Source organism: Sinomonas sp. P47F7 (genome assembly GCF_049332655.1).
GTDB lineage: Bacteria > Actinomycetota > Actinomycetes > Actinomycetales > Micrococcaceae > Sinomonas.
This window is the reverse complement of the sequence record NZ_CP186327.1, coordinates 2,078,884-2,101,319: the sequence shown is the minus strand read 5'-3', so window position 1 is coordinate 2,101,319 and position 22,436 is coordinate 2,078,884. Positions and strand designations below refer to the sequence as shown.

Annotated in this window: 22 protein-coding genes and 1 riboswitch; of the genes, 2 read left to right on the top strand and 20 right to left on the bottom strand. The window is 70.4% G+C overall.

What is annotated here, in order from left to right; genetic code table 11:
• Positions 1-21: 21 nt before the first annotated feature.
• The 10 genes from ACOKR1_RS09875 to hisI all read right to left on the bottom strand — a co-directional run bounded on the left by ACOKR1_RS09875 (position 22) and on the right by hisI (position 13,704).
• Positions 22-1,479 (bottom strand): glutamate synthase subunit beta, encoded by a 1,458-nt coding sequence (locus tag ACOKR1_RS09875; RefSeq protein ID WP_422936457.1) that lies wholly within the window; start codon positions 1,477-1,479, stop codon positions 22-24.
• On the bottom strand, positions 1,472-6,082 hold the full coding sequence (gene gltB / locus ACOKR1_RS09870; RefSeq protein WP_422936456.1) for a glutamate synthase large subunit: 4,611 nt from the start codon (positions 6,080-6,082) through the stop codon (positions 1,472-1,474). Before gltB ends, ACOKR1_RS09875 begins: the two co-directional genes overlap by 8 nt.
• Before the next feature lie 252 nt (positions 6,083-6,334).
• Positions 6,335-7,525 carry a prolipoprotein diacylglyceryl transferase gene (gene lgt / locus ACOKR1_RS09865; RefSeq protein WP_422936455.1) on the bottom strand — a complete coding sequence of 397 codons (1,191 nt, stop codon included), beginning with the start codon at positions 7,523-7,525 and terminating at the stop codon, positions 6,335-6,337.
• A complete protein-coding gene (gene trpA, locus ACOKR1_RS09860) occupies positions 7,522-8,370 on the bottom strand; it encodes a tryptophan synthase subunit alpha (RefSeq protein ID WP_422936454.1) in 849 nt (282 codons plus the stop codon). Before trpA ends, lgt begins: the two co-directional genes overlap by 4 nt.
• Positions 8,367-9,710, bottom strand: coding sequence for a tryptophan synthase subunit beta (trpB, locus tag ACOKR1_RS09855; RefSeq protein WP_422936598.1), 1,344 nt, complete (start codon positions 9,708-9,710; stop codon positions 8,367-8,369). Before trpB ends, trpA begins: the two co-directional genes overlap by 4 nt.
• 119 nt (positions 9,711-9,829) lie before the next feature.
• Positions 9,830-10,660 carry an indole-3-glycerol phosphate synthase TrpC gene (trpC, locus tag ACOKR1_RS09850; RefSeq protein ID WP_422936453.1) on the bottom strand — a complete coding sequence of 277 codons (831 nt, stop codon included), beginning with the start codon at positions 10,658-10,660 and terminating at the stop codon, positions 9,830-9,832.
• Positions 10,660-10,923 (bottom strand): HGxxPAAW family protein, encoded by a 264-nt coding sequence (locus ACOKR1_RS09845; RefSeq protein ID WP_415856921.1) that lies wholly within the window; start codon positions 10,921-10,923, stop codon positions 10,660-10,662. Before ACOKR1_RS09845 ends, trpC begins: the two co-directional genes overlap by 1 nt.
• A gap of 103 nt (positions 10,924-11,026) precedes the next feature.
• A complete protein-coding gene (locus tag ACOKR1_RS09840; RefSeq protein WP_422936452.1) occupies positions 11,027-11,695 on the bottom strand; it encodes a Trp biosynthesis-associated membrane protein in 669 nt (222 codons plus the stop codon).
• Complete coding sequence (locus tag ACOKR1_RS09835; RefSeq protein ID WP_422936451.1) at positions 11,688-13,250, bottom strand: anthranilate synthase component I; 1,563 nt, start codon at positions 13,248-13,250, stop codon at positions 11,688-11,690. Before ACOKR1_RS09835 ends, ACOKR1_RS09840 begins: the two co-directional genes overlap by 8 nt.
• A gap of 61 nt (positions 13,251-13,311) precedes the next feature.
• Positions 13,312-13,704: a phosphoribosyl-AMP cyclohydrolase gene (gene hisI / locus ACOKR1_RS09830; protein ID WP_422936450.1), complete on the bottom strand. Its 393-nt coding sequence runs from the start codon at positions 13,702-13,704 to the stop codon at positions 13,312-13,314.
• A gap of 78 nt (positions 13,705-13,782) precedes the next feature.
• Between hisI and ACOKR1_RS09825 the strand changes: the two genes are divergently transcribed.
• Together ACOKR1_RS09825 and ACOKR1_RS09820 are read left to right on the top strand one after the other, a co-directional pair.
• A complete protein-coding gene (locus ACOKR1_RS09825) occupies positions 13,783-14,427 on the top strand; it encodes a TIGR03085 family metal-binding protein (RefSeq protein ID WP_422936449.1) in 645 nt (214 codons plus the stop codon).
• Between the two features lie 3 nt (positions 14,428-14,430).
• Positions 14,431-14,859, top strand: coding sequence for a hypothetical protein (locus ACOKR1_RS09820; RefSeq protein ID WP_422936448.1), 429 nt, complete (start codon positions 14,431-14,433; stop codon positions 14,857-14,859).
• Positions 14,860-14,878: 19 nt separating this feature from the next.
• Here ACOKR1_RS09820 and hisF read toward each other — a convergent pair whose 3' ends face one another.
• The 10 genes from hisF to rpe form a co-directional block, all read right to left on the bottom strand.
• Positions 14,879-15,652, bottom strand: a complete 774-nt coding sequence (gene hisF, locus ACOKR1_RS09815; RefSeq protein WP_422936447.1) for an imidazole glycerol phosphate synthase subunit HisF — start codon at positions 15,650-15,652, stop codon at positions 14,879-14,881.
• Between the two features lie 34 nt (positions 15,653-15,686).
• Positions 15,687-16,532, bottom strand: coding sequence for an ATP phosphoribosyltransferase (hisG, locus tag ACOKR1_RS09810; RefSeq protein ID WP_415855759.1), 846 nt, complete (start codon positions 16,530-16,532; stop codon positions 15,687-15,689).
• Positions 16,533-16,612: 80 nt separating this feature from the next.
• Entirely contained in the window at positions 16,613-16,876 is a 264-nt protein-coding gene (locus ACOKR1_RS09805) for a phosphoribosyl-ATP diphosphatase (protein ID WP_136610214.1), read from the bottom strand.
• A gap of 86 nt (positions 16,877-16,962) precedes the next feature.
• A complete protein-coding gene (gene ribH / locus ACOKR1_RS09800; RefSeq protein ID WP_422936446.1) occupies positions 16,963-17,436 on the bottom strand; it encodes a 6,7-dimethyl-8-ribityllumazine synthase in 474 nt (157 codons plus the stop codon).
• 103 nt (positions 17,437-17,539) lie between these two features.
• Positions 17,540-18,211 carry a GTP cyclohydrolase II gene (gene ribA / locus ACOKR1_RS09795; RefSeq protein ID WP_422936445.1) on the bottom strand — a complete coding sequence of 224 codons (672 nt, stop codon included), beginning with the start codon at positions 18,209-18,211 and terminating at the stop codon, positions 17,540-17,542.
• Between the two features lies 1 nt (position 18,212).
• Complete coding sequence (gene ribB, locus ACOKR1_RS09790; protein WP_422936444.1) at positions 18,213-18,860, bottom strand: 3,4-dihydroxy-2-butanone-4-phosphate synthase; 648 nt, start codon at positions 18,858-18,860, stop codon at positions 18,213-18,215.
• Entirely contained in the window at positions 18,857-19,513 is a 657-nt protein-coding gene (locus ACOKR1_RS09785) for a riboflavin synthase (RefSeq protein WP_422936443.1), read from the bottom strand. Before ACOKR1_RS09785 ends, ribB begins: the two co-directional genes overlap by 4 nt.
• Positions 19,513-20,565 carry a bifunctional diaminohydroxyphosphoribosylaminopyrimidine deaminase/5-amino-6-(5-phosphoribosylamino)uracil reductase RibD gene (gene ribD, locus ACOKR1_RS09780; RefSeq protein WP_422936597.1) on the bottom strand — a complete coding sequence of 351 codons (1,053 nt, stop codon included), beginning with the start codon at positions 20,563-20,565 and terminating at the stop codon, positions 19,513-19,515. The genes ACOKR1_RS09785 and ribD overlap by 1 nt, the downstream gene beginning before the upstream one ends.
• Positions 20,566-20,627: 62 nt before the next feature.
• On the bottom strand, positions 20,628-21,365 hold the full coding sequence (gene pnuC, locus ACOKR1_RS09775) for a nicotinamide riboside transporter PnuC (protein WP_422936442.1): 738 nt from the start codon (positions 21,363-21,365) through the stop codon (positions 20,628-20,630).
• A 75-nt stretch (positions 21,366-21,440) separates the two neighbouring features.
• A riboswitch (FMN riboswitch) is annotated at positions 21,441-21,581 on the bottom strand.
• A 156-nt stretch (positions 21,582-21,737) separates the two neighbouring features.
• Positions 21,738-22,406 carry a ribulose-phosphate 3-epimerase gene (gene rpe / locus ACOKR1_RS09770; RefSeq protein WP_422936441.1) on the bottom strand — a complete coding sequence of 223 codons (669 nt, stop codon included), beginning with the start codon at positions 22,404-22,406 and terminating at the stop codon, positions 21,738-21,740.
• Positions 22,407-22,436: the final 30 nt, after the last annotated feature.

Below are 22,436 nucleotides of genomic sequence, written 5' to 3'. Positions count from 1 at the left end.
AGGGGGCCCTGCGCGTCAGTGTCAGAGGACGGAGATGGCCCGATCGGTCGGCGCCACCGGTGCCGGGAGGATGGTGCTTCCCATAAGGAACCGATCGACCTCGGCCGCGCAGGCGCGCCCCTCGGCAATGGCCCACACGATGAGCGACTGTCCCCGGCCGGCGTCGCCCGCGACGAATACGCCGGGCGTCTCCGTCATGTACGCAGCGTCCCGCGCCACGTTTCCGCGCGGATCGAACGGAGCGCTGATCTGCCCGGACAGCCCGGACTCCTCGGCCCCGGTGAAGCCTAGGGAGAGCAGCACGAGATCGGCCGGGATGACCCGCTCGGTGCCTGCCTTCGGGAGACGCTTGCCGTCCACGTACTCCGTCTCGGCCACCTTGAGGCCGGTTACGCGCCCGTTCTCGCCCACGTACTCGACAGTCGAGGCGAGGTAGGTCCGTTCGCCACCCTCCTCGTGAGCGCTCGCGACCTCGAAAAGCGTGGGGAACATGGGCCATGGCTGGTGGCCGGGGCGCTCCGACGGCGGCTGCTTGCCGATCGCGAGGGTCGTGACCGACGCCGCCTGATGGCGGTGGGCCGTGCCGAGGCAGTCGGCGCCCGTGTCCCCGCCGCCCAGGATCACCACGTGCTTGCCGCGCGCGTCGATCTGGTTCTCGACGGCGTCGCCGGCCACGACACGATTGGCCTGGACGAGGTACTCCATGGCGAAGTGCACTCCGTCAAGATCGCGCCCGGGGATCGCGAGGTCGCGCGGGACCGTCGCGCCCGTCGCGATGACGACGGCGTCGTAGCGGCGCCGCAGCTGATCCCAGCTCACGTCGCGGCCCACCTCGACGCCCGAGCGGAAGCGCGTGCCCTCGGCCTTCATCTGCTCGAGGCGGCGGTCCAGGACGTCCTTCTCCATCTTGAAGTCCGGGATGCCGTAGCGCAGGAGGCCGCCGATCCGGTCGTCGCGCTCGTAGACGGCGACCGTGTGGCCGACCCGCGTGAGCTGCTGCGCCGCGGCGAGGCCAGAGGGACCCGAGCCGACGACCGCGACCGTCTTGCCCGTGAGGCGCGCCGGCGGGAGCGGCTCGACGAAGCCGCCCTCGAACGCCTGCTCCGCGATCGAGACCTCGATCTGCTTGATGGTCACGGCCGGCTGGTTGATGCCGAGCACGCAGGCCGTCTCGCACGGCGCCGGGCAGAGCCGGCCGGTGAACTCCGGGAAGTTGTTGGTCGCGTGGAGCCGCTCGCTCGCGTCCTGCTCCTTCCCGCGCCACGTGAGGTCGTTCCACTCGGGGATGAGGTTCCCGAGCGGGCAGCCGTGGTGGCAGAACGGGATGCCGCAGTCCATGCAGCGGCTCGCCTGGCGCTTGAGGACGCCGTTCTCCTGGGCCTCGTAGACCTCTTTCCAGTCCATGATGCGGACGGGAACGGGACGGCGCGGCTGCGTTTCACGCTGCCGAACCTTCAGGAATCCGCGTGGATCAGCCACCGGTCACCTCCAGGATGCGAGACCAAACTTCTTCCCCGTCCGGATCAAGGCCCTCCTCGAGGGCCGCCAGCCGGGTCTGCTGCACGGCCGCGTAATCGCGGGGCAGCACCTTCGTCATGCGAGCTGCGGTGTCGTCGAAGTTGTCGAGCAGTCGCTGTGCGAGCTGGGAGCCCGTCTCCTCGGCGTGCTTCGCAATGAGGTTCCGCACGATGTCGCGGTCCTCGTCGTCGAGCTCGAGGAGCGTGAGCTCGCCCGAGTCGAGCGACTGCGTGTTGACCTTCGCGGCGTCGAGGTCGAGCACGAACGCCGTGCCACCGGACATGCCGGCTCCGAAGTTCCGGCCCGTGCGTCCGAGGATCACGGCCTGGCCGCCCGTCATGTACTCGCAACCGTGATCGCCGATGCCCTCGACGACGGCCGTAGCGCCCGAGTTGCGGACCAGGAAGCGCTCGCCCACGATGCCGCGCAGGAAGACCTCGCCGCTCGTCGCGCCGTAGCCGATCACGTTGCCCGCGATCACGTTGTCCTCCGCGGGGAAGACGTTCGTGCGGTCCGGGCGGACGATCACGCGGCCGCCCGAGAGGCCCTTGGCCACGTAGTCGTTCGAGTCGCCGAACAGCCGCAGCGTCACGCCCGCGGGGAGGAACGCGCCGAGCGACTGGCCTGCCGTGCCGGTGAGCGTCACGTCGATCGTGTCGGTCGCGAGGTAGTCCGTGCCGAACGTGCGCGTGACCTCGTGGCCGAGCATCGTGCCCACCGAGCGGTCCGTGTTGACCACCGGCAGGCTGATCTTGACCGGGTTGCGATCCGTGAGCGCCTCGCGGGCCATCTCGATGAGCTGGACGTCGAAGTGCTTGTCGAGCTCGTGGTTCTGACCCGTGAGGTTGCGCAGGGGCGCGTCCTCGTCGAAGTCGAGACCCGCGAGGATCGGCGAGAGGTCGAGGCCCTCGGCCTTCCAATGGTCGATCGCGTCGCGCGTGTCGAGGAACTCGGAGCGTCCGATCGCCTCCTCGAGCGAGCGGAAGCCGAGCGCCGCGAGGGTCTCGCGGATCTCCTCGGCCACGAACTCGAAGAAGTTGACCACGAACTCCGGCTTGCCGCTGAAGCGTGCCCGGAGCTCCGGGTTCTGCGTCGCGACGCCGACCGGGCAGGTGTCGAGGTGGCACACGCGCATCATGATGCAGCCCGAGACCACGAGCGGAGCGGTCGCGAAGCCGTACTCCTCGGCGCCGAGCAGCGCCGCCACGACGACGTCGCGGCCAGTCTTGAGCTGGCCGTCCACCTGGACGACGACGCGGTCGCGCAGCCCGTTGAGCATGAGCGTCTGCTGGGTCTCGGCGAGGCCGAGCTCCCACGGAACACCCGCGTGCTTGAGCGAGTTGAGCGGCGAGGCGCCAGTCCCGCCGTCGTACCCCGAGACGAGCACGACGTCGGCCTTCGCCTTGGTGACGCCCGCGGCGACCGTGCCGATGCCCACCTCGGAGACGAGCTTGACGTGCACGCGCGCGCCCGGGTTGGACCGCTTGCAGTCGTAGATGAGCTGCGCGAGGTCCTCGATCGAGTAGATGTCGTGGTGCGGCGGCGGCGAGATGAGGGTCACGCCGGGCGTCGAGTGCCGCGTCCGGGCCACCCACGGGTAGACCTTCTGCGCCATGAGCTGGCCGCCCTCGCCGGGCTTGGCGCCCTGCGCCATCTTGATCTGGATGTCGGTCGCGTTCGTGAGGTACAGGCTCGTGACTCCGAAGCGGCCCGAGGCAACCTGCTTGATGGCCGAGCGGCGCTCGGGGTCCAGGAGGCGATCCACGTCCTCGCCGCCCTCGCCCGTGTTCGAGCGAGCGCCGAGGCGGTTCATGGCGATCGCGAGCGTCTCGTGGGCTTCCTTCGAGATCGAGCCGTAGCTCATCGCGCCGGTCGAGAAGCGCTTGACGATGCTTGAGACCGGCTCGACTTCCTCGATCGGAATCGCGGGGCGGAGCCCATCGCGGAACGTGAGCAGGCCACGGAGCGTCATGAGGTTCTTCGACTGGTCGTCGATCCCCTGCGTATACGCCTTGAACACGTCGTAGCGACGCTCGCGCGTGGCGTGCTGGAGGCGGAAGACCGTCTCAGGGTTGAACAGGTGCGGTTCGCCGTCGCGACGCCACTGGTACTCGCCCCCGTTGAGGAGCGGTCGGTGCGGCTGTTCGATGCCCGACGCCGGGTACGCCATCTCGTGCCGCGCCGCGACCTCGGCCGCGACGACGTCGAGGCCCACGCCGCCGAGCTGGCTGTGGGTGCCGGCGAAGAACTCGTCCACGAGGTCCTGGGACAGGCCGAGCGCCTCGAACGTCTGCGCGCCGCAGTAGGACGCGACGGTCGAGATGCCCATCTTGGACATGATCTTGAGCACGCCCTTGCCGAGGCCCTTGATGAGGTTGTAGACGCCGTCCTCGGGCGTCACGCCCGGGAGGTCGCCCGAGCGGATGAGCTCCTCGACCGACTCCATCGCGAGGTAGGGGTTGACCGCGGACGCGCCGTAGCCGAGGAGCACGGCCATGTGGTGGACCTCGCGGACGTCGCCCGCCTCGACCACGAGCGCGGTCTTGGTGCGGTTAGCGCTGCGGAGCAGGTGGTGGTGGACCGCGGAGACGAGCAGGAGCGACGGGATCGGCGCCCACTGGGCGTTCGAATCGCGGTCGGACAGCACGACGTACTGGACGCCACGGTTGATCGCGCCCGAGACCTGCTCGCAGATCTCCGTGAGCCGCGAACGGAGCGCGGCCTCGCCGCCCTCGGGGCGGTAGAGCCCGCGGACCTTGACCGAGATCCGGTCGCCTCGGTCGTTCTCGATGTTCGAGATCTTCGCAAGCTGATCGTTGTTGATCACCGGGAACGGCAGGATGACCTGCTTCTCCTTGACCTGGCCCATGCTCAGGAGATTGCCGTTGGGCCCAATCGCGCCGTTGAGGCTCGTCACGAGCTCCTCGCGGATCGCGTCGAGTGGCGGGTTGGTCACCTGGGCGAACGACTGCACGAAGTAGTCGAACAGGAGGCGTGGCCGCTTCGACAGCACGGCCACCGGGGTGTCGGAGCCCATCGCGCCGATCGGCTCGGCGCCCGTGCGGGCCATCGGCCCCACGAGGACGCGGAGCTCCTCCTGCGTGTAGCCGAACGTCCGCTGGCGCACGTTGACGGACTGCGGCGTGTGAATGACGTGCTCGCGCTCGGGGAGGTCCTTGAGGCGGATCACGTTCTCGTCGAGCCACTCCTGCCACGGGTTGGCTGCGGCGACCTCGGCCTTGACCTCCGCGTCCTCGATGATGCGGCCCGCGTCGGTGTCGACGACGAACATCTTGCCGGGCGCAACGCGGCCCTTCTTGACGACCTTGGCCGGCTCGACGTCGACGACGCCGACCTCGGACGCGAACACCACGAGGCCGTCCTCGGTGACCCAGTAGCGGCACGGACGGAGCCCGTTCCGGTCGAGGGTCGCGCCGACGAGTGTGCCGTCCGTGAACGAGACGGCCGCCGGGCCGTCCCACGGCTCCATCAAGAGCGAGTGGTACTCGTAGAACGCGCGCCGCGCGGGATCCATCGTCGCGTGGTTCTCCCACGCCTCGGGGATCATCATCATGATCGAGTGCGTGATCGGGCGGCCCGAAAGCCACAGGAGCTCGGCGACCTCGTCGAATGAGGCCGAGTCCGAGGCGCCGGGCGTGCAGATCGGGAACAGCTCCTCGGGAACCTCGCCAAGGAGGGGGCTCGCGAGCTGCGACTGGCGTGCGCGCATCCAGTTGCGGTTGCCCTTGACCGTGTTGATCTCGCCGTTGTGCGCGATCGTGCGGAACGGCTGGGCGAGCGGCCACGACGGGAACGTGTTCGTCGAGAAGCGCGAGTGGACGATCGCGAGCTTCGTCGTGAAGCGGTCGTCGGAGAGGTCAGGGTAGAACGGCTCGAGCTGAGCCGTGGTGAGCATGCCCTTGTACACGATCGTGCGTGACGAAAGCGACGGGAAGTAGACGCCGTGCTTGTTCTGCGCGCGCTTGCGGATGCGCCACGCGCGGGCGTCGAGATCGTTGCGGTCGAGCTGCTCCCCCGTCGCCGAACCGAAGAACGGCTGTGCGAAGCGCGGCATGCACGCGCGGGCCATCGCACCGACGAGCTCGGCGACGATCGGGACCTCGCGCCACCCGAGGACCGTGAGGCCCTCCGACTCGGCGAGGGCCTCGATGCCGGCGCGCGCCGCGGCGTCCTCGCGGTCCTCCGCGGGGAGGAACGCGATGCCGACGGCGTACTGCCCGAGCGCGGGCAGCTCGAAGTCGACCGCTGCGCGGAAGAAATCGTCCGGGATCTGCAGGAGGATGCCTGCGCCATCGCCCGTGCCCTCGTCGGCGCCGACGGCGCCGCGGTGCTCGAGCGCGCGCAGGGCATGGAGCGCGGCGTCGACGATGTCATGCCCGCCCTCGCCGCGGAGGGTCGCGACGATCGCGAGACCGCACGCGTCCTTCTCCTGGTCCGCACGGTAGAGACCGGCCGAAGAGGGAAGGGCCGAGAACCGCTCGAACGGCGAGGCGACCCCTCCTGACCTGAGCTCGACGGCGGTGCCGTGTGCCGGGTGAGTCATGACGTAACGTCCTTCCTCCTGATCGATGTAGCGACAGGGGACAACGTTGGCCCCGCGTTGCTGGCCACGACTGACCCAGCACGGCGCTGATTACTGGAAATTGTAGGGTGGGCGCCGCGCCGTCGAACAGCGTCGGGGAACCAACCCACAGTGGCCGGCGGCACGGGGCTTGAGCGGCCTATGATCCACGCCTTTGTGGAGCGAGCAGCGCGCGGGCGGTGGCCCGGTGCGTTGGCGAGGCAGGCCTGAGCCCTACTTGCCGTCGTCCTCCGCTGAATGCAGCGCGTCCTGAGATGCGGGACGCGGCTCATCGAGGCCGGCTCGGTGTGTCGCAACCTTACCATGGTCGCCGTATGGCGAGACGGCCGAGTCCGGATGCTGGATAGGCTCCGCCTCGCGCCGCGATTCGGCGCCGACGTCGGCCGTCTCCGCGGCGCCCACGGCGGGTCCAGCCGGCCCCTCGGCAGGCTCGCTCGCGCCGTCGTCCGCAACAGCCGCGGAATCGCTAGGCGACGCCTCGGCGGCCGGTTCGGCGATCGGTTCGCGCCCGCGGAGCCACACCGTGTCAACTTCGCGCCCCCGCAGCGCGCTGAGCGCGAGGAAGACGACGAGGGCCAGCACGAACACGAAGATGCTCGTCCAGACGTTGAGACGGGTCGTGACCCCGAAGAGGGTGATCTGCTCGGCGGGGTCGATGCGCAGGGCCTCGATCCAGACGCGGCCGAGCGTGTAGAAGCCGGCGTAGAACCAGAACAGCCGGCCGCCGCGGAAGCGCACCCTGCTGTCGAGAACGAGCATGAGGATGACCCCGATGACGTCCCACAGCGACTCGTACAGGAACGTCGGGTGGAAGAGCGTGCCCGCGGCGAACCCGGCCGGGAAGTTGGGGCTCGTCGGGTCGACCTGAAGGCCCCAGGGAAGCGTGGTGGGGCCACCGAAGAGCTCTTGGTTGAAGTAGTTGCCCCAGCGTCCGATCGCCTGGGCGAGGAGGAGGCCGGGGGCGGCCGCGTCCATGAAGGCCGTAAGCCGCACGCCCGAGCGGCGGCAGCCGATCCATGCACCCGCCGCGCCGAGCACGACGGCGCCCCAGATCCCGAGACCGCCCTCCCAGATCCTGGGGATCGCCCACAGATCGCCTGTGCCGTTGTAGCCCGGGCCGAAGTAGCGGTCAGGCGACGAGAACACGTGGTAGAGCCGGCCGCCGATGATCCCCGCGGGGATGGCCCAAATGGCGATGTCCCAGACCGCATCCACCGCGCCGCCGCGCGCCCGCCACCGGCTCATGGTGAGCCACAGGGCGACGACGATACCGAGGAGGATGCACAGCGCGTACGCGTGAATCTTGAGGGAGCCCCACGGGAGCGGGATGTCGAAGCCCGACCACGCAGGCGCCGGGATGGCCGCGGCGACCTGAAGCGACGCGACGCCCCGGACGGCGGTCACGCCGGATGCTCCGCGGGGGCCAGCCCGCCGCTGAGCTCGGCAGCGAGGCGCCCGACGGCGGCCGGACCGCCCTCGCGCAGGGCGCTCACGATCGCGGTGCCCACGATCACGCCGTCGGCGTAGGCGGCGATCTCCCGCACGTGTGCGGCCGTCGAGACGCCGAGGCCCACGCACACGCGCTCGGCCCCCGCCTCGCGGGCGCCCGCGACGACGCGCTGGGCGCTCTCATCGACGGCCTCGCGCGCGCCGGTCACGCCCATGAGCGAGACCGCGTACGTGAAGCCGCGCGTCGCGCTGACCGTCATGGCCATGCGCTCGGGGGTCGTGGACGGGGCCACGAGGAACACCCGGTCGAGGCCGTAGCGGTCCGAGGCCTCGAACCACTCCGACGCCTCGTCGGGGATGAGGTCCGGCGTGATGAGCCCCGCTCCCCCAGCCCTCGCGAGGCGCCGGGAGAACTCGTCGACGCCCATGCGCATCACCGGGTTCCAGTAGGTCATGACGAGCACCGCGGCGTCCGACGCGTCCGTCACCGCCTTGACGACGTCGAACACGCTCGCCACCCGGAAACCGTTGGCTAGAGCCTCGGTCGTGGCTGCCTGAATGACGCGGCCGTCCATGACGGGATCGGAGTACGGGATCCCGATCTCGATGATGTCAGCACCGTTCCGGGCCAGTTCGATCGCGGCGTCGATGCTCTCCTGGACACTGGGGAAGCCAGCCGGGAGATAGCCCACCAGGGCCGCGCGGCCCTGAGCCCGCGCCCGGTCGATCGCGGCGGCCGTCTTGCTCATGGGCGCCTGCCCCTCAGCCGAGCCGCCTGCTGCCTGCTCCGTCTCGCTCATGCGTTCTCCTCCCCCGCGTCGCCGTCGGGAGCGAAGCCCTTCGGCCGCCTCGTGGACAGCGTGGTCCCCTTGACCTGGCCGTTCTCGTCGAGCATGCCGAACCATTCTGCGGCTGTCTGGACATCCTTGTCGCCGCGGCCCGAGAGGTTGACGATGATGACCTTCTGGGACGCGTCACCCTCCTCGGCGAGGCGCTTCCCGACCTTGATCGCGCCGGCAAGGGCGTGCGAGGACTCGATCGCGGGGATGATCCCCTCCGTGCGGCACAGCACGCTGAATGCGTTCATGGCCTCGGTGTCCGTGATCGGCTCGTACGTCACGCGGCCGATGTCGTGCAGGTACGAGTGCTCGGGCCCGACGCCCGGGTAGTCGAGACCGGCCGAGATCGAGTGAGACTCGATGGTCTGGCCGTCCTCGTCCTGCATGAGGTACGAACGTGCGCCGTGGAGTACGCCAGGCCTGCCGAGCGTGATCGTCGCGGCGTGGCGGCCGGTCTCCACCCCGCTGCCCCCTGCCTCGAAGCCGAAGAGCTGCACGTCCGGGTCGTCAAGGAAGCCGTGGAAGATCCCGATCGCGTTCGAGCCGCCGCCGATGCACGCGCACACGGCATCGGGCAGCCGCCCGGTCTGATCGAGGATCTGCTCGCGGGCCTCGTCCCCGATGACCTCGTGGAAGAACCGGACCATGGACGGGAACGGATGCGCCCCGGCCGCGGTGCCGAGCAGATAGTGGGTGGTCTGCACGTTCGCGACCCAGTCGCGGAGCGCGTCGTTGATCGCGTCCTTGAGCGTCTGGGAACCGTTCGTCACGGGGACGACGGTCGCGCCGAGGAGCTGCATCCGGGCCACGTTGAGCGCCTGGCGGCGGCAGTCCTCCGCGCCCATGTACACGACGCACTCGAGGCCGAGGAACGCTGCCGCGGTCGCGCTCGCGACGCCGTGCTGGCCCGCGCCCGTCTCCGCAATGATGCGGCTCTTGCCCATGCGCTTCGCGAGCAGGGCCTGCCCGAGCACGTTGTTGATCTTGTGCGAGCCCGTGTGGTTGAGATCCTCGCGCTTGAGGAACACGCGGGCGCCGCCAGCGTGCTGCGAGAAGCGCTTCGCCTCCGTGAGGAGCGAGGGGCGGCCCGAGTAGTTCCGGTTGAGCTCCGCGATCTCGGCGACGAACTCGGGGTCCTGCTTGGCCTTCTCGAACGTCTCCTCGAGCTCGTCGAGGGCCGCGATGAGGGACTCGGGCATCCAACGGCCGCCGTAGGCGCCGAAGTACGGGCCCGGAGCATGGCGGAGGCTCCCCGAGAGGAAGGCGTCCGCGGGCTGGGTACCCGGATCGTTCGTGTCCACGGCGGGCGGGGTGGTGCCGGCCGCGGCTGCGTCTGGAGCGTTCTCAGCCACCAGTCTCACCGTCCTTGTTGATGTGTGCTGGCGCGGCTTGCCCGGCGTCCGGGCCGAGCTCAGCCGGTCTAGTGTGCACCGAGGCGCTGGGCGATGGCCGCCGCGCCACTGCGCTGGAATTCTTCGATCCGTTCGCGCGGCGAGCCGTGCGTCACGAGCGCCTCCCCCACGAGGACCGCGTTCGCCCCGAGGCCCGCGTACTCCGCGACGTCTTCCGGGCCGCGAACGCCCGACTCGGCGACTACCACGGGACCGGCCGGAATGCGGCCGGCGAGCCGACCGAACAGGCCGCGGTCGACGTCGAGCGTCTTGAGATTGCGGACGTTGACGCCGAGGATGCGAGCCCCCGCAGCGAGCCCGCGGTCGATCTCCTCCTCGGTGTGCGTCTCGATGAGGGCGTTCATGCCCAGCTCGTGCGTGAGGTCCAAGAAGTCCTTCAGCTCGGCGTCGTCGAGCGCGGCGACGATGAGCAGGACGAGGTCCGCGCCGTGGGCCCGGGCCTCGTGGATCTGGTACTCGTCGACCGTGAAGTCCTTGCGCAGGAGCGGGATCTCCACAGCGGCGCGGACCGCGTCGAAGTCCGCGAGGCTCCCGTTGAAGCGGCGCTGCTCGGTGAGCACGCTGATCACTGAGGCGCCGCCGTCGGCATACTGCCGCGCGAGGTCCGCGGGATCCGCGATGTCCGCGAGCTGGCCCTTCGAGGGGCTGCGCCGCTTGACCTCGGCGATGACCTTGAGCCCGCTGCGCGGATCCTCGGTGCCGCCCAGGGCGGCGAAGGCATCGAGTGCCGCACTGCGTGCCGCGGCGGCCTCGCGCACCGCGCTGAGCGGCAGCGCGCGCCGGCGCTCCTCGAGGTCCTCGCGGACCCCCACGATGATCTCGTCGAGGACCGTCGGCATCAGTGCGTGTTCTTGAGCTTGCTGCCGCCCACACCGTAGCCCGCGCGGCGCATGGCCCAGCCGACCACGAGCCCGATGACCACGATCACCACGCCGGCCCAGAAGATCGGCGCGTTAGCGATGACGAAGGCGATGCACGAGACGAGGGCGCCGAGGAGCATGACGAACACGCACGTCCAGGCTGCCGGGCTGTTCCCGTGGCCGAGGTCCTCGCCATGCAGGACTTCCTTCGTGCTGCTCTGGGAACCGCTCGCGTTGCTCATTTCCTTCTCCTGTTTCACTTCGCATCAGCTCAGACTGGTCTAGTGGCCATTCTGCCATCTTCGGCGGGCCTACCGGCCCGTGCGGCGTTCTGGGTCGCGCCCGTCAGCGCGTGGGATCGTCCCCGCGGGTGAGCTGGTCCCAGCCGTCAATCTGGTCGACGCGGGCCGCCGACTCCGAGTCGGCACCGGAATCCGCCGAGCCTGCGCCGCCGCGGCGGGAGGCGCGGGATCCGGCGTCGTACTTCGTCCGGGTGGGCCAACGGCGGGAGGCGACGAGGGCGAGCACGCCGCACAGCGCGAGCAGCACGCCTGCCGCGGCAGCCGCGCTGGGGAACCACGTGAGGGCGGTCGTCGCGGCACCGCCCGAGACTCCGGTCGCCTTCGCGATCGAGCTGTCGGCGGCCGCGCGCGGGTCGGCAAGGACGGCGATGCACGCGGACGCGATGCCGAACCCGGCGAGGACGACGACGACGCTCGCCACGATGCGCCCAAGTCGCCCCGCGACCGCGGCGGCGAGGACGCCAGCGAGGCCCACGAGCGCGAGCGCAGTCACCGCGGTGGCAGCCTTGCTGCCCTGCACGGTCACGTGGGCCGTGCGCACGGCGGCGCCCTGCACGTCGGCATCGATCCACGTCTGAGTCGTCGAGCCGAACGCGAGCAGCGCGATGACGACGCTCAGCCCGATGACGGTCGACTTGCGGGCCCACACGGCGACTCGGGGCGGCTCGTGCCCGGCCGACTCGACGATCCCGCTCTCCTGAGGCTCAGCCACGCACACTCCCCTCGACGCCCGGGAGTGTCCCGGCCGAGCGCAGCGCCGACGCCGTATGCACGGCGCGCAGCGGGGCGGCGGCCTTGTTGACGGACTCGAGCGCCTCCGCCACGGGGTCGGAATCGGCCACGATCCCGCCGCCGGCCTGGACGTACGCGCGCCCCTCGCGGAGCAGCGCGGTACGGATCGCGATCGCCATGTCCATGTCTCCGGCGAAGTCGAAGTAGCCCACAACGCCGCCGTAGACCCCGCGCCGAGCCGGCTCAACCTCGTCGAGGAGCCTGAGCGCGCGCGGCTTGGGCGCGCCAGAGAGCGTTCCGGCCGGGAACGTTGCCGCCAGCACGTCGTACGCGGTCGCGTCGGGACGCAAGTGCCCATCGACCGTCGAAACGAGATGCATGATGTGGCTGAAGCGCTCGACCTCCATGAACTCGCTCACCTCAACGCTCCCGGGGCGGCAGACCTTCGAGAGGTCGTTGCGCGCGAGATCGACGAGCATGAGGTGCTCGGCCCGCTCCTTCTCGTCCGCAAGGAGCTCCTCGGCGAGGGCGCGGTCAGCCTCGACGGTCGCGCCCCGGGGACGTGAGCCCGCGATCGGATGGGTCACGACCTGGTCGCCGGTCACCGTGACGAGCGCCTCGGGGGAGGATCCCACGATCGAGTATTCGCGGCCGTCTGCGTCGGCGAGGCTCAGGAGGTACATGTACGGGCTCGGGTTCATGGCCCTCAGGACGCGGTATACGTCGAGTGGCGCGGCGTCGAAGTCGAGCTCGAAGCGGCGCGAGATGACCACCTGGAACACCTCGCCGTCGAAGATCGCCTCCTTGCCGCGGGCGATCGCGGCGAGGTAGCCCGACTCCTTCCAGTTCTCCTGGACCTTGTCCCGGTAGTCGACCACGGGGCCGAGAACCGAGACGGCGGCCGGGGCCGGCATCAGGACACGCTCGACCATGCGTGTGAGCCGTGCCACGGCGTCGTGCCAGGCCTCGTCGACGCGCTCGTCGCTGTTGTCGAAGTTGATCGCGTTGGCCACGAGGGTCACGGTGCCGTCGACGTTGTCGTGCACCGCGAGGTCGGTGACGAGGTTCATCGCGAGCTCGGGCAGGTCCAGATCGTCCTCGGGCGGTGAGAGCAGCTTCTCCCAGCGCCGCACGGCCTCCCAGCCCACGAACCCGACCATCCCGGACGTGAGGGGCGGAAGCGCGTCGAAGCGGTCCGTGCGCAGGGCCGCGACCGTATCGCGCAGGGCCTCGAGCGGGTTGCCGCTCGTCGGGACGCCTACGGGCGGCTCGCCCGTCCAGAACGCCTCGCCGTCCTTGCTCGTGAGCGTCGCGCGCGACTCGGAGCCGATGAACGAATAGCGCGACCACGCGCCGCCCACGGCCGCGGACTCGAACAGGAACGTCCCAGGGTGGCCGTCGGCGAGCTTGCGGTACAGGCTGATGGGCGTCTCAGCGTCGGCGAGGAGCCTGACGCGGACCGGGATGACGCGACGGTCCGCGGCGAGCGTCCGGAACTCCCCGAGCGAGGGTTCGATGACTCCTAGGTCGAGCATGGCGGGCGTCGTCTGCCTTCCGTGGGCGGGTTCGGGTGGCCGGGTGGGACTCAATGAAGCGCTAAGCAATTGCCGCGGCGGAACCGACGACGGCGGGCAGCTCACGGCCGTCGAAGCACGTGCGGGTGCCCGTGTGGCACGCCGCGCCGACCTGGTCGACCTGAACGAGGAGCGCGTCGCCGTCGCAGTCGAGCGCGACCGACTTGACCCACTGAACGTGGCCGGACGTGTCGCCCTTCCGCCAATACTCCTGGCGCGAACGCGACCAGAACGTGACGCGGCCGCTCGTGAGCGTGCGGCGCAACGCCTCGTCATCCATCCAGCCGACCATGAGCACCTCGAGCGTGTCGAACTGCTGGACGACGGCGGCCACAAGGCCTGCGCCGTCCCGCTTGAGACGGTCCGCGATCTCGGCCGGCAGGGCGCCGGAAGGGGGGTTCTTCTGCTCAGACATCGAGTCAAGTCTAGTGCTGATGGACGGCTCGCCGGTCCGCGCGCGCGGGCACCCGCTCGCGTGCTAGTTTCGCTAGTGATGCACTTCGTACCGCCGTCCCGGGAAGTTCTGGCCGAGACCCTGCTCGCGGCCGGCCCTAGCGCGCCCACTTTGTGCGAGGGCTGGGCCACCAAGGAACTCGTCGCACACCTCTACCTCCGCGAACGGAGCCCCCGCGTGGGCTTCGGGTTGGCCGTGCGAGGCCTCCGCGGCGTCTCTGACGCGGCCACCGAGCGCCTCGCCTCGAAACATGCGACACCCGAGGCTTACGCCTCGCTCGTCGCGGCCTTCCGCGCGGGTCCGCCGAAGGCCTCGCCCTTGCGCATCCCGCGGCTCGACGAAGCGGCGAACCTCGCCGAATTCTTCGTGCACACCGAGGATGTGCGCCGGGCCACTGAGCGCTGGGCGCCGCGCGCCCTCGACGCCGCCTACTCGGACGCACTGTGGGAGCTCGTGGTCAGGCAGGCCGCGATCCTCTACCGCGGCGTCGATCTTGGCATCGTGCTCGTGAGCCCGCACGGCCCGCGCCACGTGGCCAAGCGCGCGCCCGTCTCCGTCGCGATCGTCGGCGAGCCGGGCGAGCTGCTCCTCCACGCGACCGGCCGCGGTTCGCACGCGCTCGTGACCTTCGAGGGCCAGCCGGACGCCGTCGCCCTTCTCACGACCGCAGACGTGGGGCCCTGAGCCATGGGCGCGTTCGAGGATTCCTGGCAGTCCATCGCCCCGCTGTGGGCGGCGCTCGACGGCGCCGAGCCGAGTCCGGGGGCGGTCGTGCTCATGATCCGCACGTCCGATATCGCGCAGCCGCCGAACCTGCCCGAGGGTGGCGACCTCGTCGAGGCGCCGCTCGGGCCGTTCGACGCCGTCGAGCTCACGCTCTTCGGGAGGCCCGCCGCGAAGGGACGCATCGCGTTCGGTGAAGGCCTCGCGGTGGTGGGCCGCTTTGAGTTCGTGGACGAGGCGTCGGCGGATCAGCTCGGGCCAGCCGTGCTGTCAGCGCTCGCCGAGGAGGCCTTCCTCGAGGGTGCCGAACTCATCTACACGGTCGTGGACGGCGGGGCGCCGTCCTTCCTGGGGAATGGCTGGTCGGAGGTGGGTCGGCTCAGCCGCGGCTGAGCCGACCCACCCGCCTCAGTCAGCGGACCTCGTAGCCCGCTTCGCGGATCGCCGTCTTGACCTGCGCAATCATGCTGTCGGGCCCGAAGTGAAACATCGAAGCGGCGAGAACGGCATCCGCGCCCGCTTGGATGGCCGGCGGGAAGTGTTCGGGCACGCCCGCGCCGCCCGATGCGATGAGGGGCACCGTGACGGCCGCGCGGATGAGCCGGATGAGCTCAAGGTCGAAGCCCTCCTTGGTGCCGTCGGCGTCGATCGAGTTGAGCAGGATCTCCCCTACCCCGCGATCCGCGGCCTCCTTGGCCCACGCGACCGCGTCGATGCCCGTGCCGCGCCGCCCGCCGTGGGTAGTCACCTCAAAGCCCGACGGCGTGTGCGTGCCTTCCCGGACTCGGCGCGCGTCGACCGAGAGGACCAAGACCTGCGAGCCGAAGTGGCGCGTGATCTCGTCGATGACCTCCGGCCGCGCGATCGCGGCGGTGTTGATCGAGGCCTTGTCCGCGCCCTCGCGCAGGAGCCGGTCCACCTCCGCGACGCCGCGGACGCCGCCGCCGACCGTGAGCGGGATGAAGACCTCCTCCGCGGTGCGGCGGACGACGTCGAACGTCGTCTCCCGCTCGGACGAGGATGCGGTGACGTCGAGGAACGTGAGCTCGTCGGCGCCCGCGCGGTCGTAGCGGTGGGCGAGCTCGACCGGGTCCCCCGCGTCGCGCAGGCCTTTGAAGTTGATGCCCTTGACGACGCGTCCCGCGTCGACATCGAGGCACGGGATGACGCGGACGGCGACGCCCATGGCTGCTCCCCTCCCTAGATCGGACAAGTGGCCGCTAGATCCGGCAGGCGTGGATGCTGCTGACCAGGATCGCTCGCGCGCCGAGGTCGTAGAGCTCGTCCATGACGCGGTTCGTGTCCCGCTTCGGGACCATGGAGCGCACGGCCACCCAGTCCGAGTCGCGGAGCGGCGACACGGTGGGCGACTCGAGGCCCGGTGTGAGCGCCGAGGCCTGCTCGACGAGTTCCTTGCGCACGTCATAGTCCATGAGAACGTAGCGGCGAGCCACGAGGACGCCCGTCAGGCGGCGGATGAGGACGTCGATCGCGGACATCGAGTGGCCGCGGCGCCCGATGAGCACGGCCTCGGACTTCAGGATCGGGTCGCCGAAGACGGCCATCCCGGCCGCCTTGAGCGTGTTGCCCGTCTCGACGACGTCCGCAATCGCGTCGGCGACGCCGAGGCGCACCGACGACTCGACCGCGCCGTCGAGGCGCACGATCCGGGAGGGCGTGACGCCCTGCTCCTTGAGGTAGGTCCTCACGAGGCCGTCGTAGCTCGTCGCGACGCGGCGGCCCTCGAGCTCGGAGACGGACGCGAATTCGCCCGCGGGGCCAGCGAAGCGGAACGTCGAGGCCGCGAAGCCGAGCGGCAGGAGCTCCTCGGCCTCGACCTCGGCGTCGATGAGGAGGTCGCGGCCCGTGATGCCGACGTCGAGCGTGCCCTGGCCCACGTACACCGCAATGTCGCGCGGGCGGAGGAAGAAGAATTCGACGTCGTTCTCGGGGTCGAGCATGACGAGCTCACGGCCCTCGCGGCGCTGGCGATAGCCAGCCTCGGTGAGCATGGACGAGGCCGCCTCGGAAAGGGAGCCCTTGTTGGGAACTGCTACACGGAGCATGGTGGTCTTTCTGTTCGGAAGGGAGACGTGCTTGGCTTCTCGCCACGGGGCGCCCTGAACTGCACGGGCGCGCGCCGCGGCTAGAGATGCGTGTAGACGTCCTCGAGCGTGAGGCCCTTCGCGATCATGAGCACCTGGACGTGGTACAGCAGCTGCGAGATCTCCTCGGCGGCCGCCTGGTCCGATTCGTACTCGGCCGCCATCCAGACCTCGGCGGCCTCCTCGACGATCTTCTTCCCGATGCCGTGGACTCCCGAGTCCAGCTCGACGACGGTGCGCGACCCTTCGGGGCGGCTCGTGGCCTTCTCGCTGAGCTCAGCGAACAGCGACTCGAAATCCTTCACGGGGTCAAGACTACTGGAGGCCAACCGGCCGCCCGCACCGTTGGAAGGCGTGTGACTCCCCCGGTGTGACGAAGCCCATAGCCGGCTCAGAGCGCGCGCAGCGTGACCGCTGTGAGGAGCGCCGCCGTCGTCGCCTCGTGCCCCTTGTCCTCGACCGAGCCTGGCAGGCCCGCGCGGTCGAGGCCCTGCTGCTCGGTGTCGCACGTCAGCACGCCGAAGCCCACCGGCACCCCGGTGCGGACGCTCACGTCCGTGAGCCCGACGGTCGCCGCCTCGCACACGTACTCGAAATGGGGCGTGCCGCCCCGGATCACGACGCCGAGCGCGACGACGGCGTCGTGCGTCTCCGCAAGCCGGGCCGCAGCGACAGGGAGCTCGAAGCTGCCGGGGACCCGCACCACGGTCGGTGAGTCGATGCCTGCCTCGTGGGCGGCGCGCAGAGCTCCGTCGAGGAGTCCGTCCATGATCTGCGTGTGCCAGCTCGCCGCGACGATCGCGAGCCGCAGCTCCGCGAGGCGCGGGTCGTCGAGGGAGAGGGTGGGCGCGCCGTGTCCGCTCACGTGGTGGGGGTTCCTTGTCTGTTGGGTGGGTTGGGGCGGGTAAGGGTGGGTAGTGCGGGTCAGGGGGTGGGTAGTGCTGCGGGTCAGGGGGTGGGCGAGAGGCTCAGTCGCCGTCCGACTGCATGCGCGGCAGGACGGCCTCGACGTCGAGCGTCAGCCGGTGCGCCATGCGCTCCTTCTTGGTCTGCAGGTACCGCAGGTTTTCGGCGCGCGAGGGAACCTCGGTCGGAACCATCTCGACGACGTGGACGCCGGCCTGGGCGAGCCGGTTCTGCTTGTCCGGGTTGTTGCTCAGCAGCCGGATCCGGGTGAGCCCCATCTCAGCCAGGATCTGGGCGGCCGCGTTGTAGCAGCGCGCATCGACCGGGAGGCCCAGCTGCTCGTTGGCCTCGACCGTGTCGAAGCCGGCCTCTTGGAGCGCGTACGCCTTGATCTTGTTCGCGAGGCCGATCCCGCGGCCCTCCTGGCCGCGGAGGTACAGAAGCGTCCCGCCCTCCTCGCGGATGAGCGCGAGTGCGTAGGCGAGCTGCTCGCCGCAGTCGCACCGGTACGAGCCGAAGACGTCGCCCGTGAGGCATTCCGAATGGAGCCGCACGAGGGGAGCAACGCCGTCGGCCGGCGGCTCGGGTGAGCTCACGGCGAGATGCTCGTGCCCGGTCTCCTCGTCGATCCAGGCCTGGGCGACGAACTCGCCGAACGCGGTGGGCAGCTTGACGATGGGGCCGCCCGAGACCGGGTGCTTGCGCCGCGCGCCGTTGGCACTCGTGTTGGTCATCTCATTCCTCCCCGGCGTGCCCGCGGGCCGCCACAAACTCTACGAGGTCCGCGATGGAGATGAGCGGGCAGCCGTGCTCGTCGGCGAAGCCCCGCAGCGCGGGAAGCCGCATCATCTCTCCGTCGTCGTGGACCACCTCTGCGATCACTCCTACTGGAGCCAAACCAGCCAAACGGCACAAGTCAACCGCTGCCTCGGTGTGGCCCCTGCGGGCCTGCACACCAGCGTCAACCGCCCGCAGCGGGAATATATGCCCCGGGCGCGTGAAGTCGGCCGCGGTCGATGTCGCGTCCGCAACGGCCGCGACGGTCTTCGAACGATCCGTCGCGCTGATCCCCGTCGAGACCCCGTGGCGAAGATCGCACGAGACCGTGTACGCGGTGCCCTTCGCGTCCTCGTTGTGCGCGACCATGGGTGGCAGCGCGAGGCGATCCGCGACGTCGTTGGCGAGTGGCACGCACACCACCCCGGACGTGTGCCGAATGGTCCAGCCCATGAGGGCGGGGGTCGAGAACTGCGCGGCGAAGATGATGTCCCCTTCGTTCTCGCGGTTCTCGTCGTCGACGACGACGACGGCGCGGCCCGCTCGGAGCGCGTCGACTGCCGCCTGGACGGGCTCGAGGCGGATCGCCTGGGCTGGAGCGCTCATGCCGTCGCCCCCTCGGCCGTGAGGCCCTCCAGGCCGCTCGTGCCTTGGGCTTGGAAGGACAGCAGCCGCGCCGTGTACTTCGCGAGCACGTCCACCTCGAGGTTGACCGGTGCGCCGACCGACTTCGCGCCGAGGCCCGTCTCCGCGAGCGTCGCGGGGATGAGCCCGACCTCGAACCACTGCCCGGCCTCGGCGGCTGGGCTCACGGCAGTCACGGTGAGGGACACGCCGTCGACCGCGATCGAGCCCTTCTCGGCGATGTACGGCGCGAGGCCCGAGGGAACGGCGAAGCGGAGGCGATGCCAGTTGCCGAGCGGCTCGCGCTCGGCGAGGGTCCCGACGCCGTCGACGTGGCCCTGCACGACGTGCCCATCGAGTCGCCCACCAGCCGGGACGCAGCGCTCAAGGTTCACGCTGTCGCCCGGGGCGAGGCCGCCGATCGTCGTGCGGACAAGGGATTCGCCCATGACGTCCACAGTGAAGGTGTGCCCGTCGTTCCGGATCGCTGTGAGGCAGCAGCCGTCCACAGCGATCGAGCCCCCGAGGGGGAGGTCCGCTGCGAGCGTCGGGGCGGTCAGGGTGATGACGGCGCTGTGGCCCGTGGACTCGACGGCTTCGACGGTGCCGCGCTCGGCGATGATCCCGGTGAACATCAGTGGCGTCCTTCTTCGGATGGCTGAACATTGTCGTGGGGCCCGGGCTTGGCGGGCCGGAGGTGCAGTCGGAGATCCACGCCGAGGAGGCGCACGGCGCCTCCCCCGCTCTCGTCCCACTCCCAGTGCTGCGCGTCGGCGAGGGTGCGGATGCCGAGATCCGAGACCGTGCCCTTGCCGGAGCCGAGGATGGTCGGCGCCTGGTAGACGATGAGTTCGTCCACGAGTCCTGCCGCGAGGAACGCCGCGATAATGCGCGAGCCCCCCTCGACCATGAGATGCCTCGTGCCGAGGTCGAAGAGCTCCGCGAGAGCCGCCGCGGGCTCTTGGGTCCGCACGTGGTGAAAGCGGCCGTCGGTGCCGCGCACCGCGGCGTTCTCGGGCACGTCGCGAAGGCCCATGACGGCGCGCACCGGCTGGTACGGAAGCGGATCGCCGTTGACGTCGCGGGCTGTGAGCCGCGGGTTGTCGACGAAGACCGTCTCCGTGCCCACGAGGATCGCGTCGATGCGGGAGCGGATCGCGTGGTTGTCCGCGAGCGACTCGGGGCACGAGATCCACTGGCTCGTCCCGTCGTCGGCGGCGATCCGCGCGTCGAGCGTCTGCGCCATGTGCAGCGTCACGAACGGGCGGCGCTCGCGCACGGCCGAAAGCCAGCGCTCGTTGAGCTCCACTGCGTCGTCCGAGAGGAGCCCCGACTCGACCTGCACGCCGGCCGCACGGAGCGTCCCGGCTCCCCCGGCCGCCGCCCGGTGCGGATCGTCGATCGCGTATACCACGCGCCCAACCCCCGCGCGGATGATCGCCTGCGCGCACGGACCCGTTCGGCCCGTGTGGTTGCAGGGCTCGAGCGTGACGAACATCGTGGCCCCCGCGAGGTCGATGCCGGCGCGCGTCGCGTTCGCGATCGCGTCCGCCTCGGCGTGCGCCGTTCCGGCGCCCCGGTGGTAGCCCGTGGCGAGGATCTCGCCGTCGCGGCCGACGGCGACCGCCCCCACGAGCGGATTCGCCCCCCGCACGCCGAGCACGGCAAGCGCGAGGGCCTCCCGCATGTGCGCGACGTCGTCCGCGCCCCACGCCCGGGGTTTCGTCCCCGCGCGGTGCACGACGGCGCTCACGCAGCCACCGCCGCGTCCGCGGGCTCGGGGGTGACGGCCGCTGCGCGGGCCTCGCGCCGCTGCTCGCGCCACCACACGAAGAAGCCAACGAAGGTGAAGCCGCCATAGAGCGCGTACATCGTCCCGCTCGCGTAGTAGCCCGCGCTGAAGAGCAGCGGAACGCCCACGACGTCGACCGCGACCCAGATGAGCCAGAACTCGGTCCAGGCGCGCGCCATGCCGTAGGTCGCGAGGAGCGAGCCCATGAACGTCCACGCGTCCGCCCATACGGGCGGGTAGGAGCCGAGGGCTGCGAAGAGAGGCGTGAGCGTCGCGGTTCCGGCGACGAGGGCGACAGCGAGGCCCAGCCGGGTGCGGCCGCTCGCCCAGCGCGGCGCGATCGCGCCGTGCGCCAGATCGAGCTGGCCCGTGCCGTGGCGTGCCGCGCTGCGGGCACGCTGCCACTTGGCCCACCCATAGGCCGAGACCGCGAGGAACATGAGCTGGCGGCCGACCTGGCCCCATAGGGTCGCCGAGCCGACGCCCGACTCGGGGGCGACGCCGAACGCCGCGCCCGCGAAGACTGTGACGAGGAGGAGATTGCCCGCGATACCCACGGGCCACGCCCATACGCGGCGGGCCATCCCGCCGAGGGCGCTCGCGAGGCCGAAGGCGTTGCCCAGCACCTCGCGGAGCAGGAGCGCGGATCCCGCGATCGGGATCTGCGCGGTCAAGAGCCACTGCAAAAAGTCCATCGCAACCTTCCTTTCCGGACCGCAGCGGCTCCGGGGTTGCGACAGAGGCGGCGCGCCACAGCGCACCGCAGACTGCACGTGCTTCTCCCATCCAGACTTTAACTGTCGGTACCGGAATTTCACCGGTTCAACCGTTGGCCTCGCCCGCAAGGACTCGGCCGCAGGGTCGCGGACTGTCACCGCCGGTTCGGACTTTCACCGACCCCGGAGCACGTTCATTGTTTTCAACCGCTCGTTGAGGCGACTTCATGCCCGAGTGCTGCATGATGACAGATCAATCAAACGGCCACTGTCATTGTGGCACACGCCCCCGTGGGAGCGTGTGCGAACGTCACATACGTCACGCTCGCACGGCGATGCGCCGTCCCGTGGCTAGGCGCGAACCGTGGCCTCGGCCGCTGCACGCAGCGCCTCGACGGCCGCGGCCGGATCGGCGGCGCCGTAGACGGCCGACCCCGCGACGAAGACGTCGGCGCCCGCCTCAGCGGCCCGCTCGATCGTGGCCGAGGAGATCCCGCCATCGACCTGAATCGCGACCTTGGCCCCGCTGCCGTCCACGGCGGCCCGGGCCCGGCGGATCTTGGGCAGTGTCACGTCGAGGAAGGCCTGGCCGCCGAAACCCGGCTCCACGGTCATCACGAGCAGCATGTCGAGCTCCGTGAGCATGTCGAGGTAGGGCTCGAGCGGGGTCGCCGGCCGGAGCGCCATGCCAGCCTTCGAGCCGCGCGCGCGGAGCTCGCGCGCGAGCTTGATGGGCGCGATCGCGGCCTCGGCGTGGAACGTCACCGAGGCGAGGCCCAGGTCCGCGTACAGCGGGGCCCAGCGGTCGGCGTCGGCAATCATGAGGTGGGCGTCGAGTGGGAGCTGGCTCACGGCCTGGAGCCGCTCGACGATGGGGAGGCCCAAGGTGAGGTTCGGCACGAAGTGGTTGTCCATGACGTCCACATGCACGGCATCCGCCGTCGCGATCCGGGCCAGCTCGGCCTCGAGGTTCGCGAAGTCGGCAGACAGGATGCTCGGGTGGATGCTGCAGCGGCTCACTCAGGACTCCTTGGTGTCGGTGGTAGCGGC

What these genes read in the sequence shown, in the direction of transcription:
- gltB (WP_422936456.1), bottom strand. Translation starts at nt 6,082, where the DNA reads ATGACTCACCCGGCACACGGCACCGCCGTCGAGCTCAGGTCAGGAGGG.
- trpA (WP_422936454.1), bottom strand. Translation starts at nt 8,370, where the DNA reads ATGAGCGAGACGGAGCAGGCAGCAGGCGGCTCGGCTGAGGGGCAGGCG.
- trpC (WP_422936453.1), bottom strand. Translation starts at nt 10,660, where the DNA reads ATGCCGACGGTCCTCGACGAGATCATCGTGGGGGTCCGCGAGGACCTC.
- ACOKR1_RS09845 (WP_415856921.1), bottom strand. Translation starts at nt 10,923, where the DNA reads ATGAGCAACGCGAGCGGTTCCCAGAGCAGCACGAAGGAAGTCCTGCAT.
- ACOKR1_RS09835 (WP_422936451.1), bottom strand. Translation starts at nt 13,250, where the DNA reads ATGCTCGACCTAGGAGTCATCGAACCCTCGCTCGGGGAGTTCCGGACG.
- hisI (WP_422936450.1), bottom strand. Translation starts at nt 13,704, where the DNA reads ATGTCTGAGCAGAAGAACCCCCCTTCCGGCGCCCTGCCGGCCGAGATC.
- ACOKR1_RS09825 (WP_422936449.1), top strand. Translation starts at nt 13,783, where the DNA reads ATGCACTTCGTACCGCCGTCCCGGGAAGTTCTGGCCGAGACCCTGCTC.
- ACOKR1_RS09820 (WP_422936448.1), top strand. Translation starts at nt 14,431, where the DNA reads ATGGGCGCGTTCGAGGATTCCTGGCAGTCCATCGCCCCGCTGTGGGCG.
- hisF (WP_422936447.1), bottom strand. Translation starts at nt 15,652, where the DNA reads ATGGGCGTCGCCGTCCGCGTCATCCCGTGCCTCGATGTCGACGCGGGA.
- hisG (WP_415855759.1), bottom strand. Translation starts at nt 16,532, where the DNA reads ATGCTCCGTGTAGCAGTTCCCAACAAGGGCTCCCTTTCCGAGGCGGCC.
- ribA (WP_422936445.1), bottom strand. Translation starts at nt 18,211, where the DNA reads ATGACCAACACGAGTGCCAACGGCGCGCGGCGCAAGCACCCGGTCTCG.
- ribB (WP_422936444.1), bottom strand. Translation starts at nt 18,860, where the DNA reads ATGAGCGCTCCAGCCCAGGCGATCCGCCTCGAGCCCGTCCAGGCGGCA.
- ACOKR1_RS09785 (WP_422936443.1), bottom strand. Translation starts at nt 19,513, where the DNA reads ATGTTCACCGGGATCATCGCCGAGCGCGGCACCGTCGAAGCCGTCGAG.
- ribD (WP_422936597.1), bottom strand. Translation starts at nt 20,565, where the DNA reads ATGCGGGAGGCCCTCGCGCTTGCCGTGCTCGGCGTGCGGGGGGCGAAT.
- pnuC (WP_422936442.1), bottom strand. Translation starts at nt 21,365, where the DNA reads ATGGACTTTTTGCAGTGGCTCTTGACCGCGCAGATCCCGATCGCGGGA.